The organism is Azospirillum brasilense, assembly GCF_005222205.1.
GTDB classification, from domain to species: Bacteria; Pseudomonadota; Alphaproteobacteria; order Azospirillales; family Azospirillaceae; genus Azospirillum; species Azospirillum brasilense_G.
In genome coordinates this window covers 2,321,571-2,333,318 of the sequence record NZ_CP032345.1, presented here as the reverse complement: position 1 = coordinate 2,333,318, position 11,748 = coordinate 2,321,571, and the positions used below count along the sequence as shown (strand labels likewise).

Sequence of the window (11,748 nt, the reverse complement as noted above, 5' to 3'; positions counted from 1 at the left end):
CGGCGGTCCTTCTTAGAAGCGGCTCAGTTCGTAGACCGTCCGGACATGGTCGGTCTCGCGGTAGCCCTGGGCGGGAGCGGGCTCGGCGGCCTGCACCGGCTCCGCACCCGTCACGGCGCCCACGGCAGCGGCGCCCAGCGCGCCGACGCCCAATCCAGCCGCGCGGAACAGGTCGCGCCGCGCAAGCGTGGTCTTTTCCTTCTTGTCCGTCATAGCTTCACCCTATTCTTCGCGGCTTCCCCGAGACTGAAGACCGATGTGCCGCCCGGTTTCCGGGCCTTGTTTTCAGCGTTTCCGGACCGGCCTTGTCGTGGGCCGGTCTCGTTGTTTAGTCGTCTGTTCGGCGGCGGTGCCGGTGTGCGGTCGGGCCGCCCCGTCACGCCGCCATGTCGAAGGCTTTCCCCTCGACCTCCAGATACCGGTGACCCAGCGTGCCCACCGCGCGGTAGAAGGCGGCGGACGGCGTGGATTCCAGATCGGTGAAGAACCTGCCGGCCCAGGAGCCGATGTGGCGGTCGAAGAAGCGGCGCTGCTCCTCCAGATCGGCCGGGGCACCAAAGGCGCCGGTGATCAGACCCGCCATCATCTCGGCCAGGGCGGCGATGTGGTCTTCGGGTTCCTTCACATCGTCGGCGCGGGCGATGCCCAGCAGCGCCATGTCGCCGCGCAGCTCGGCCAGCGGCTTTTCGTGAAGGAATCCTGTGAGATAGTAGGAACCGTAGGGGGACAGGATGCCGCCGCCGACACCGATGAAGAGGGTGTTGAACTCCTCCTCCACCGCGGCGGCGTCCGTGCCGCGGGCGGCCTCGGCCAGACCGCGCAGCGCCTGCCCGAGGGGGGTCGCGTCGCCGTCCAACGCCGCCAGAGCGGTCAGGAAGTCCCCGCCGGGCGGGCGGGCAAGCAGATGCGCCAGCAGCGCATAGAGCTGCGCCCGCTGCATCTCCTCCGGCGGCAAGGCCGACGGATCGTGTTCACCGGTCGAAGACACGGCGCTCATTCCTCCCGACACGACAAAAGGACCAGATCGGCAAAATCCCGGCACCCGGCCCCACCCGTCGCGACAACGGCGGCGCATTGGCTCGCCCGTTGCAGGCTCACGGCGTCATGGGCCGGCGCCCGAGACGCCCTGGACCGACAACCTCATATTGCACCCGCGAAAAGCTTCGCCATATCAGGGGCTTAACGCTCAGGTTCGAGCTATTAAAGGGCAGATTCGCGGTGTTTGTCAACAAAGGTTGACTCAGAAGTGTGCTTACCGCGTCTTGGGCTGGACTGGCGCTATGCTCTTTTTATCATATCGATGTCCGGTTCCTGCGAAGCAGAGGAACTCTGTTCCGGTTCCGAACTTTCGGTAAGCGCCGCTTTTTCTTCCCCACCTTCCGCGACACCGCCGCCCACGGTTGTCTCGCCGACCGTCTCACCGGTGTCCGGTTCCGCCTTCTCGGCCGCCTCTTCCGCGGCGTCGAGGAAGCCCTTGCCGACGCGGTAGAGCGTCTTCACCGGCGAGGAGCCGGTGAACAGGCTGGCATAGTCGTCGGCGTAGTCCTTCAGTCCATCGTCGTTGGCGAAGACCGGGTCGGAGGTCCACAGCTTGCGCAGCGCCTGCCGGTGCAGGTCGTCCGGCACTTCCGCCCGCAGGAAGGGGGTGAAGTCGGACTCCAGCGTCAGCTCCTCCACGGGGGGAAGGTCCTTCAGGGGGTCATCGGACTCCGGAGCGGTCTTGGCTGGCTCGGCCGCAGCATCCACCGGGAGTTGCGCGGGCGATTCCTCGGCCGGCGGCGGCTGCACTGGTTCCAGGGCCGGCTCCGGGGCGGGGGCGGCGGGCTGCCGCTTCAGGCGGGACCAGCGGGAGAGGAAGGATTCGTCGGTCATGTCGGTGTGTCCGGGGGTCGCCATGCGGTGCCCCCACCCTGACCCTCCCCCGCTGGGCGGGGGAGGGAATCGGCTCCTCCCCCTGCGGAGCGGGGGGGAGGCCGGGAGGGGGGCGCGGCGCTGACGCCCCATCAAGAATTCATCACCCCTGCTTCGGGAAGTGCCGCTTGCGCTCGCGCTTCACGAAGGGGACATCCACATGGTGCTGCTCGGTGAAGTCGCGGACCAGCGCCGTGACCTCCGGCGGCATCGGCACCGTCTCCACCATCTCCACGCCGCTCACCTGATAGGCCTCGCATTCGTGGGCGGAGGCGGTGACGACGAAGGGCACGACGCCCCCCGGCTCGCCCGTCTCGTCCGGGCGCAGCACGACCCAGAGGCGCGGCGGCTCCTGCGACAGGTTCAGCTTGTAGCCTTCGGTGTCGCTGCGGAACAGCTCCAGCGGCAGGGTCGCGGCGTGGAAGTGCGCCCAGCCCTCCCCCTCGCGCAGCAACCGCCAGGGACCGTCGACCGGCGGGGCACCGGGGATCACCGACACCGGGCGCCACGCCCAGTCCGCCCAGGCGCTGGTGCCCTTACGGCGCTCCAGCACGATGCCGAGAGCCATCGTCTCGGTCTTGTTCAGGGTCTCGCTCATCGGACCAGTCCCGCCGCCATCAGCCGTTCCGCCTCCGCCAGATCGTCGGGACGGTTGGTGTTGAAGAAGGGGTCTACCGGATCGGTGGCGAAGTCGGCAACCGCCAGACGGTGACGGGCGGTCCAGGCGTCGACCTTGCGCATGTCCTCCTCCACCATGGCGCGGCGGAGGTCGTCGGCGAGGTCCACCCGCCACAGCCCGAAGACCGGATGCTCCTGACCATCGGAGCGGGCGCAGGCGAGATCGGCGCCCTCGCGCTCCACCGCCGCGACCAGACGCGCGACCAGATCGCCGGGGATGAAGGGCGCGTCGGTGGCGAAGCTGGCCAACCAGCGGCAGTCCGGCGCGTTGGCCCGCGCCCACTCCATCCCGGTCAGCACCCCGGCCAGCGGCCCGGCGAAGCCCTCCACCACGTCCGCCGCCACCGGGAGGCCGAACGCGGCGAAGCGCGCCGGGTCGCCGTTGGCGTTGAGCACCAGCGGCCCGACCTGCGGACGCACGGTGGCGACGATGCGCTCCAGGATGCTGCGCCCGCCGAGCGTGCGCAGGCTCTTGTCGCCGCCGCCCATGCGCCGCGACAGGCCGCCGGCCAGCAGCACGCCGGCGATGCCTTCAGTCGTCATCGCGGCTCCCCTTGCGCTGGTGGCGCCCGCCCTCGTCGCCGACCGCGGCCGGGTCGGCGTCGAAGTCCAGCCGGTCGGTGCCGGCCAAAGCCAGGAAGCGCTTGCCCTTGGCCCGCCCGACCATGGTCAGGTTGGCCTGCCGCCCCAGCTCCACCCCCCAGGCGGTGAAGCCGGAGCGGGAGATCAGGATGGGGATGCCCATCTGCACCGTCTTGATGACCATCTCCGAGGTCAGCCGCCCGGTCGTGTAGAAGATCTTGTCGTGCGCCGGCACGCCGTGCAGGTGCATGTAGCCCGCCACCTTGTCCACCGCGTTGTGCCGCCCGACGTCCTCCATATAGACAAGCGGACGGTCCTCCTGGCAGAGCACGCAGCCGTGGATGGCGCCGGCCTCCAGATACAGGCTGGGCGTCAGGTTGATCTTCTTCGACAGGGCGTAGATCCAGGAGGTCTTCAGCCGCGCGTCGGGGTTCAGCTTCACCGACTCGAAGGTCTCCATCACGTCGCCGAAGGCGGTGCCCTGGGCGCAACCGGAGGTCAGCGTCTTCTTCTTGAGCTTCTGCTCGTAGTTCGTGGCGCGCTCGGTGCGGACGACGACGGTGTCGATCTCCTCGTCGTAGTCGATGCCGGTGATCCGGTCGTCGCGCTTCAGCATGTTCTGGTTGAGCAGGTAGCCCACCGCCAGATAATCAGGGTAGTCGGCGATCGTCATCATGGTGACGATCTCCTGCCCGTTCAGGTACAGCGTCAGCGGCCGTTCGACGGTGACCGACGCCTCCACCGGGCGCCCGTCCTGATCCAGCCCGGAAACGCGCTCCGTCAGCTTGGGATTCGCCGGGTCCGGCCTTATGGTGAATTCCGAGAGGTCCATGACCGGAAGAGTGGGGAAGATTGAGCGCCGGGGCAAGCGGCGGATGATCGGCTCCCGCAGGACGGAAGCGATGCGGCCCCGGTTTGACGCGCGAGCGCCTGGTATGCACGAGTACCCTTATGCATGAGTTCGGTCTGGCCTTCGTCACCGCCTTCCACCTGATCGCCGACCTCGACCCCGCCCTGGTGGGGATCGTCGCCCTGTCGCTGCGCGTCAGCCTGACCGCCGTCCTGCTGTCGGCGCTGATCGGCCTGCCGCTGGGCGCCGCCGTGGCCGCCTTCCGCTTTCCGGGGCGCCGCGCGGTGACCCTGTTCCTGAACACGGCGATGGGGCTGCCACCGGTGGTGGTGGGGCTGATCGTCTATCTGATCCTGTCGCGCTCCGGCCCGCTGGGGGTGCTGGGGCTGCTGTTCACCCCGACCGCGATGATCATCGCCCAGACCGTGCTGATCGTGCCCATCGTCGCCGCCCTGACCCGTCAGGCCGTCGAGGATCTGATGGTGGAGTACGCCGACCTGCTGCGGGTGATGGGGACGGGGCCGCTGACCACCCTGTTCGTCCTGCTGTCGGAGGCGCGCTGGAGCCTGCTGACCATCGTGCTGGCCGGCTTCGGGCGGGCCTCGGCGGAGGTGGGGGCGGTGATGATCGTCGGCGGCAACATCGACCGGGTGACCCGCGTCATGACCACCTCGATCGCGCTGGAGACCAGCAAGGGCGACCTGCCGATGGCGCTCGGCCTCGGCGTCATCCTGATGACCCTGTCGCTGTCGGTGAATCTCGCCGCCGCCATGGTGCGGGAGACGCGGCGGGCCTGAGCAACCGTCCGCGCCCCGGTTGCGGAAAATTTGCAAAGCCGTTCGAACTTTCCCATAGTCGCCGCCACAGCCCGCAACCAAGGCGGGCAGAAACATGGAGAGGGATAGCCTGATGCTGCGCCGTTCTTTCGTGCTGGGATGCGCCGCCGCGGCGGCTCTGCTGCTCGGCTCCGTTCAGCCGTCCACCGCCGCCGACCGCTTCATCACCGTGGCCTCCACCACCTCGACCGAGGATTCGGGGCTGTTCAAGTCGATCCTGCCGAAATTCACCGAGAAGACCGGGATCGAGGTCCGTGTGGTCGCCAAGGGCACCGGCCAGGCCATCGACATCGCCAAGCGCGGCGACGCCGACGTGCTGTTCGTCCATCACAAGCCGTCGGAGGACAAGTTCGTCGCCGAGGGCTTCAGCACCGAGCGCAAGCCGGTCATGTACAACGACTTCGTCATCGTCGGGCCGAAGGCCGACCCGGCGAAGGTCGGCGGCAGCAAGGACGTCTCCGCCGCGCTGAAGGGCGTCGCCGCCGCCAAGGCCGCCTTCGTGTCGCGCGGCGACGACAGCGGCACCCACAAGGCCGAGCAGGCGCTGTGGAAGACCGCCGGCGTCGATCCCACCGCGGGCGACGGCTGGTACCGCGCCATCGGCCAGGGCATGGGCGCCACGCTGAACACCGCCGCCGCGGTGAACGGCTACGCCATGACCGACCGCGCCACTTGGCTCAGCTTCAAGAACCGCGGCGACCTCGACGTGCTGGTGGAGGGCGACAAGCGTCTGTTCAACCAGTATGGCGTCATGCTGGTGAACCCGGCCAAGTTCAGCCACGTCAAGGCCGCCGACGGGCAGGCCTTCGTCGACTGGCTGGTCTCCGCCGAGGGCCAGCAGGCCATCGCGGACTACACGATCAACGGCAACCCGCTGTTCTTCCCGAACGCCAACGAGCCGGGCGTCTGACCGCCCCCCGCTCCGCGGACACGAAAAAAGGCGCAGCCCCAAGGCTGCGCCTTTTTCGTATGGCGGAAAAAAGCGGGGTTACAGCTTCTCGTTCGGCGACACCGTAACGCAACGGTGTCCGTTGCGGGTCAGCTCCGAGCAGACCTTGCGGGCGGTGCGCTCGTCCAGACCGACCATGCGGGCGCGGTAGACGGTGGAGCCGTTGGCCTTCACCGGCGTCACCGCCGGCTTGGCGGCGCGCAGCAGGAAGGGCGCCTGCTTGGTCGCCTGGGTCAGCGCCCGGTTGCTGGCCTCCCGCGTCGAGAAGGCGCCGACCTGCACGCCCCACTTCGACCCGTCGGCCTTCGCCGTGTCGTCGTCCTCGTCGCGGGCGCGGGCCGGCGGACGGACCGCGGCGGGGGTGGAAACGGTGGAGGCGAGCTGCGCGATGGTCTCCGCCTTGGCCGGCGGCTTGCCCTTGGCGGTGACGCGCGGCGCGTCCTCGTCGCCGGCGCGGGCGACGACCGGCGCCTCCGACCCGCGACTCGGCTTGTCGAACGCCTTGTCGAGGATCGCCTCCATGCGGGCGTCGCGCGAGGCCGCTGACTTGCCGCCCAGCACCACGGCGACCAGACGGCGCCCGTCGCGCACCGCCGACGCCGCGAGGTTGAAGCCGCTGGCCACGGTGTAGCCGGTCTTGATGCCGTCCATGCCCTCGTAGCGCGACATCAGCCGGTTGTGGTTGTTCAGGCTGCGCCCGCCATAGACGAAGGCGCGGCGGCTGAAATAGGGGTAATAGCGGGAGTGGTCCGACAGCATCGCCCGCGACAGGATCGAGAAGTCGCGCGCCGTGGTCACCTGCTGCATGTTCGGCAGGCCGTTGGAGTTGCGGAACACGGTGTTGCGCATCCCCAGCTCGCGGGCCTTGCGGGTCATCATCTCGGCGAACTTGGCCTCGCTGCCGCCCAGCGCCTCCGCCAGCACGACCGAAGCGTCGTTGGCCGACTTGGTGACCAGCCCGAGGATCGCCTGCTCCACCCGCAACGTCTTGCCGGCGCGCAGCCCGAGCTTGGTCGGCGACTGCGCCTCCGCCCAGGCCGACACCGGCAGCGCCTGGTCCAGCCGCAGCCGTCCCTCGTCGAGCGCGTCGAAGGTCAGGTAGAGCGTCATCATCTTGGTCAGCGACGCCGGGTAGGTGAGGGTGTCGGCGTTCTCCTCGTGCAGCACCTCACCGGTGCGCGCGTCCACGACGATCGCCGCGTATTTCGCGGCCAGCGCCGGCAACGGCGCCAGGACGGTCACCGCCAGCACCGCCAGGGTGCCGCACAGCCTGCCAACGAAAGGGGTAATGCTGAAGCCACCCCCCAGAGTCGAACGCCCATTCGCCAAACGTTCTGTGGCCTGTTCCCCCTCCGTTTCGCGCCCGCGCCAAGCGAACGCCAAAAGCAGGCTTCGAACGGTCTGGCCCGTTACGTTCATGATGCCCCCGCCAAAGGCTAATACTTGCTGTTTGGCGCAATGGTAAATTCCATGGAAATCAGTGTCTAGCGACAATTCGTTAATTTACCGCTTCGATTTCTTCGGCGGCGCTGTGACGAAATTGGATGAGGCACGGACCCGTACGGGGCGAACCGCGTTGAAGGAGCGCGACCGCCGATCCATCTTCCCGGAAGCGCAGGACCTTTTCCCCTCTCGACAGGACGCGAGGCACCTCATGACCCGCCCGCCCGAGCGACGCCCGACGACTCCGCGCGCTGCCGTCCGGGACGGACGAAGAGGGAGATTTGCCAGGGTGGCGGGGCTGACGGTGGCTGCGGCGGGACTGCTCGCCGGCTGCGCCTCGGTCGGGCCGACCGACAACCCGGTGGCGCGCAAGCTCACCTGGGTCAGCTACCTTAACGGCGACGACCTGCGCGCCGCCTGCACCAAGGGGGAGACCGACCGTTACCGGCTGGTCTTCAACGCCGACTATCAGAAGCATGTGCGGACCTACGACATCGTCGGCGACCGCGGCACCGGCGGCGCGATGGTCGAGGCGCGCGTGCTGGAGGCCACCGATCTCGCCCGCATCGACCTGCACGATCCGGCGGCGGTCGCCCGCGGCCCGGTCGCCAAGGCCCAGCTCTCGCCGCGCCAGTTCGCCCTGTTCGTCCTGCGCCTCTACGAGAGCGGCGCCTTCGAACCGGCGCCGAGCGGGGTGCGCCTGCCGTCGAACGGCGTCTATTGGCTGATCAACGGCTGCCGGCGGGGAAGCTGGTTCTTCAACGCCTACCCCTACCCGTCCGACCGCTTCTCCGACATCCGGTTCGACGGGCCGCTGAAGGAGCTGGACGGCAGCGGCCAGGGGACCGGCGTGCCCTACCCCGCCCTGCCGCGCCCGCAGGACGCGCCGCGCACCCTGCCGACCGGCGGACAGGTGGACAGCGCCGGCGTGGTGTTCGAGGTCCAGGTGGGCCGCGACGGGCTGGTCGGCCCGACGGCCCCCTTCGGCTCCTGGCTGTTCGCCGGGAAGTAACGGACAGGGCTGACCTTGCCCCCCTCCCCGGCCCTCCCCCGCTTCCGCGGGAGAGGAAGATCAGTCCCCTCCCCTGCGAAAGCGGGGGAGGGTTAAAGCGGATTGCAATCCGCTTTGGACCGCGCCGGCGGTCCCGGTCGCACATGCGACCGGAGCCCGCCGGCGAATGAGGCGCTATGAGTCTAAAGCGAACGGAAGTTCGCTTTAGGGAGGGGGCCAAGGCTTCACACCTCAGACCACCTCTTCCTCAGCGACATCCGCCCGCGCGCCCGCGGCCAGCAGCGTGTCCACCCACGGGCCGTCGGGCATGCGGCGGGCCAGCTCGGTGATGTTCCGGTTCCACCACAGGCGCTGCTCGACCAGATCGTCGTAGTCGAAGTTCGACTGGCGCCACAGCCGTTCCTCGGCGTTGAAGGTCACCATGTCGATGGGGAAGCCGACGTCGTTGGACGAGAAGCGCGTGCTGTCGAAGGACAGGTAGGCGATCTTCAGCGCCGTCCGCATGTCCGTGCTGTAAGACAGCGCGCGGTCGAGGATCGGCTTGCCGTAGGCGGTGGCGCCGATCGACAGGTAGGGCGTGCGCTCGTCCACCTCGATCCAGTTGCCCTCCGGATAGACCAGGAACATGTAGGGCTCGCGGTCCTCGGCGAGCTGGCCGCCGATGATGGCGTGCAGGTTGAAGGCCAGCTTGGACGCCTCCAGCGCCTCCTTGTCCTCCGCCGCCACCTGGCGCAGGCAGGCCGTGAAGGCCGACAGCGCGTCCAGCATGGTCGGGTAGGTCTCGCCGCGGCGCCGGGACATGTCGCGGCGCAGGTAGGCCAGCGTCTTGTCGCGCACGCTGCGCAGGCCGGAATTCAGGATGAAGAAGCGGTCGCCGCCGCTGCCCACCATGGTCACCTTGCGCGCGGACGAGAGCTGCGAACCGCTGGTGATGCGCCCGTCCGACAGGCCGATCAGGCCGTCGCGGGTCTTGATGCCGAGGCAATAGGTCATGAAAGAACGTTCCCGAACTGAAAGCTGCGACGTTCCGCCGCGGTTGGTCTGACCTTTGGCCGAAGCGCGTCCCTTCGGCGGGCAGAGTATGATTGGGCAGGATTGGCGGTAAAGCTTTCGTAAAGGCTCCGCCCAGTCGAGCCAAAGTGGATCGGTTTTCCCATGAGGCGGAACGGTGGAGCTTTCGCCGTACCGATAAGCAAAGGGACCGGGCTCAACTGATATATTGTGCGACGCACAAGATTCTTTGTTGACTCCACGGATAAATGCCCATAGTTTAGCCATTGCTGCACTGCAGCATTTTTCGGGCCCGGAGCCGTCCGGGTCTCCCCAACGCAGCCGGTCTGCGCCCCGCAGGCGGACGGTCCGCCGGTCCGGGTTGATGCGCGCCGGGCTTCGACGAAGGAAGGAACGCAAGGCATGACGACCGTGACGAAGGCCAAGCCGGCCCCCGCCCCCACCCAGGCGTTCGAGAGCGCCGCCGCCCAGGCCAAGGAGCAGGTCGAGGGCTTCGTCAAGGCTGGCCAGGAGCAGGCCGCGAAGACGTTCGAGCAGACCGCCTCCGCCACCAAGGAGCAGGTCGAGAAGCTGTCCGCCCAACTCCTGAAGATCTCCGCCGAGCTGCAGGCCCTGAACAAGGCCAACGTCGAGGCGCTGATCCAGAGCGGCAGCATCGCCACCCAGGGTGCGGAGGAACTGACCCGCGAGGTGACCGCCTACGCCCAGGCCTCCTTCGACAAGTCGGTCACCACCGGCAAGGCCCTGCTGACCGCCAAGTCGCTGAAGGAGGTCGTCGATCTCCAGAGCGAGTATGTGAAGGCCAGCTTCGACGCCTTCGTCGCGGAGTCCTCGCGCCTCCAGGGCATCGGCACCCGCGTCGCCACGGCGGCCCTGACCCCGCTGAAGGACCGCGTGTCAGTCACCGTCAGCACGCTCTCCAAGCCGATCGCGGCCTGATCCGCGAGCACGGCGAGACCACGGAGCCCGGCCGTTTCCCGACGGCCGGGCTCCGCGCGCAAAGGGGCCGGGCAGGACGCGCCAAAGTTTTTGTGCACCGCACAAAAACCCGTTGACATCCACCGGGACCTGCCCTAAGTTTAGTCATGCTGCATTGCAGCATCGACCTGACGCCCGAAGCCACGGGGTCGTGGTCGGATCATCCGCGCGGTCGCCAATCGGTGGGTCCGGCGCGGGTCAACCCGATGAAATTCGAGGAGCCGTTCCATGACCGACAAGTTCGCCGCCGCCACCAAGACCTTCGAAGACGCCGTCTCCGCCGCCAAGCTGAACGTCGACGGCCTGGTCAAGGCCCAGCAGGAGCAGTTCGAGAAGGCCTCGGCCCAGATCCTCAAGGGCTTCGACGAGCTGACCGCCCTGACCAAGGGCAACGTCGACGCCGTCGTGAAGTCGGGCACCATCGTCGCCAAGGGCGCCGAGGAAGCCGGCAAGCAGGTCGCCTCCTTCACCCAGTCCTCGCTGGAGAAGAGCGCCGCCACCGGCAAGGCCCTGCTGGCCGTCAAGACCGTCCAGGAGCTGGTCGAGCTGCAGAGCAGCTTCGCCAAGGCGAGCTTCGAGACCTTCGTCAAGGAGAGCGCCAAGCTGCAGGAGCTGTCGCTGAAGACCGCCAAGGACGCCTTCGCGCCGATCAACGACCGCCTCCAGGTCACGGTCGAGACGCTGTCCAAGCCGGTCGCGGCGAAGGCCGCCTGATCCAGGCCGGTCCCAGACGCCAGCCTGAGACAAAATGTCCCGGAGCCAGCAATTCCACAGACCCGGCCGCAGGGCCGGGGCGGCTCCCACCTCCGCCGCCCCCGGGACGCTCTCGTCCGGGGGTGCGGACGGCGCAAGGCGGTACCGCTTTAAATCCTGCCGCCTCACGGCATTGTGAAGTTCCGGGAAAGCCCGGCGGTGCAGACCGCCGGGCTTGTTTCTTTTCGGCGCAAGGGACATCTACAGGCTGCGGGCCGTGCCATTTTTGGCACGCCGGTGCGGCAGTTCTGCCGCAAATTCAAATGCCTTCCACCAATTCCGGGGTAGCCGGGCAGGTCTTGTTCCGAATGGGCCTCTCCCAAATGGGGACTCACCGAAAACGGCCCCTTCCCACCGCGCCCGGAGTTCTCATATCATTCATGCGACGTACATCGCGATGTTGACCTGTTGAGACCATGGCCGAAAACGACAAGCACGGCGACGAGGGCACCACCACGGGCGTGGTTATCAAAACCAAGCCTAAGACTAAAAAGCCCTCGATGTATAAGGTCTTGATGTTGAACGACGACTACACACCTATGGAATTCGTCGTTCATGTCTTGGAGCGCTTCTTTGCCAAGTCGCGCGAGGAGGCTACGCGGATCATGCTGCATGTGCACCGGCGGGGTGTGGGCTTGTGCGGCGTGTTCACCTACGAGGTGGCGGAGACGAAAGTCACGCAGGTGATGGACTTTGCGCGCCAGCACCAGCACCCGCTGCAATGTACGCTAGAAAAGGATTAAGG

14 protein-coding genes are annotated in these 11,748 nt (G+C 67.8%); 6 read left to right on the top strand and 8 right to left on the bottom strand.

Annotated features, from left to right (window positions below; genetic code table 11):
* Positions 1 to 12: 12 nt before the first annotated feature.
* The 6 genes from D3869_RS11175 to fdhD form a co-directional block, all read right to left on the bottom strand.
* The gene (locus D3869_RS11175) at positions 13 to 213 is read right to left on the bottom strand and encodes a formate dehydrogenase (protein ID WP_094305940.1); all 201 of its coding nucleotides are present in this window, start codon (positions 211 to 213) and stop codon (positions 13 to 15) included.
* A 163-nt stretch (positions 214 to 376) separates the two neighbouring features.
* On the bottom strand, positions 377 to 988 hold the full coding sequence (locus D3869_RS11170; RefSeq protein WP_137140107.1) for a TorD/DmsD family molecular chaperone: 612 nt from the start codon (positions 986 to 988) through the stop codon (positions 377 to 379).
* Positions 989 to 1,278: 290 nt separating this feature from the next.
* Positions 1,279 to 1,872 (bottom strand): DUF3306 domain-containing protein, encoded by a 594-nt coding sequence (locus D3869_RS11165; protein WP_137140106.1) that lies wholly within the window; start codon positions 1,870 to 1,872, stop codon positions 1,279 to 1,281.
* A gap of 142 nt (positions 1,873 to 2,014) precedes the next feature.
* Positions 2,015 to 2,509, bottom strand: a complete 495-nt coding sequence (locus D3869_RS11160) for a DUF3305 domain-containing protein (protein ID WP_137102531.1) — start codon at positions 2,507 to 2,509, stop codon at positions 2,015 to 2,017.
* Positions 2,506 to 3,132, bottom strand: a complete 627-nt coding sequence (gene mobA / locus D3869_RS11155; protein ID WP_137102530.1) for a molybdenum cofactor guanylyltransferase MobA — start codon at positions 3,130 to 3,132, stop codon at positions 2,506 to 2,508. The genes D3869_RS11160 and mobA overlap by 4 nt, the downstream gene beginning before the upstream one ends.
* Complete coding sequence (fdhD, locus tag D3869_RS11150) at positions 3,122 to 4,003, bottom strand: formate dehydrogenase accessory sulfurtransferase FdhD (RefSeq protein ID WP_137140105.1); 882 nt, start codon at positions 4,001 to 4,003, stop codon at positions 3,122 to 3,124. Before fdhD ends, mobA begins: the two co-directional genes overlap by 11 nt.
* Positions 4,004 to 4,122: 119 nt before the next feature.
* Between fdhD and D3869_RS11145 the strand changes: the two genes are divergently transcribed.
* Together D3869_RS11145 and D3869_RS11140 are read left to right on the top strand one after the other, a co-directional pair.
* On the top strand, positions 4,123 to 4,818 hold the full coding sequence (locus tag D3869_RS11145) for an ABC transporter permease (RefSeq protein ID WP_137140104.1): 696 nt from the start codon (positions 4,123 to 4,125) through the stop codon (positions 4,816 to 4,818).
* A gap of 112 nt (positions 4,819 to 4,930) precedes the next feature.
* Positions 4,931 to 5,767, top strand: coding sequence for a substrate-binding domain-containing protein (locus tag D3869_RS11140; protein ID WP_137140103.1), 837 nt, complete (start codon positions 4,931 to 4,933; stop codon positions 5,765 to 5,767).
* A 78-nt stretch (positions 5,768 to 5,845) separates the two neighbouring features.
* On the opposite strand, the gene D3869_RS11135 is transcribed toward D3869_RS11140, so the two are convergent.
* Positions 5,846 to 7,048, bottom strand: a complete 1,203-nt coding sequence (locus D3869_RS11135; RefSeq protein WP_247895625.1) for a D-alanyl-D-alanine carboxypeptidase — start codon at positions 7,046 to 7,048, stop codon at positions 5,846 to 5,848.
* 490 nt (positions 7,049 to 7,538) lie between these two features.
* Between D3869_RS11135 and D3869_RS11130 the strand changes: the two genes are divergently transcribed.
* Positions 7,539 to 8,261, top strand: a complete 723-nt coding sequence (locus D3869_RS11130; protein ID WP_247895624.1) for a hypothetical protein — start codon at positions 7,539 to 7,541, stop codon at positions 8,259 to 8,261.
* A 231-nt stretch (positions 8,262 to 8,492) separates the two neighbouring features.
* Here the strand turns inward: D3869_RS11130 and D3869_RS11125 are convergent, their stop codons facing one another.
* Complete coding sequence (locus tag D3869_RS11125; protein WP_038529116.1) at positions 8,493 to 9,254, bottom strand: peptidase; 762 nt, start codon at positions 9,252 to 9,254, stop codon at positions 8,493 to 8,495.
* 420 nt (positions 9,255 to 9,674) lie between these two features.
* Here D3869_RS11125 and D3869_RS11120 point away from each other — a divergent pair, with 420 nt between their 5' ends.
* From D3869_RS11120 to clpS, 3 genes are all read left to right on the top strand, one after another.
* Positions 9,675 to 10,211 (top strand): phasin family protein, encoded by a 537-nt coding sequence (locus D3869_RS11120; RefSeq protein WP_094305950.1) that lies wholly within the window; start codon positions 9,675 to 9,677, stop codon positions 10,209 to 10,211.
* Positions 10,212 to 10,478: 267 nt separating this feature from the next.
* The gene (locus D3869_RS11115) at positions 10,479 to 10,964 is read left to right on the top strand and encodes a phasin family protein (RefSeq protein WP_137140100.1); all 486 of its coding nucleotides are present in this window, start codon (positions 10,479 to 10,481) and stop codon (positions 10,962 to 10,964) included.
* Positions 10,965 to 11,419: 455 nt separating this feature from the next.
* Complete coding sequence (clpS, locus tag D3869_RS11110) at positions 11,420 to 11,746, top strand: ATP-dependent Clp protease adapter ClpS (protein WP_038529118.1); 327 nt, start codon at positions 11,420 to 11,422, stop codon at positions 11,744 to 11,746.
* Positions 11,747 to 11,748 lie beyond the last annotated feature (2 nt).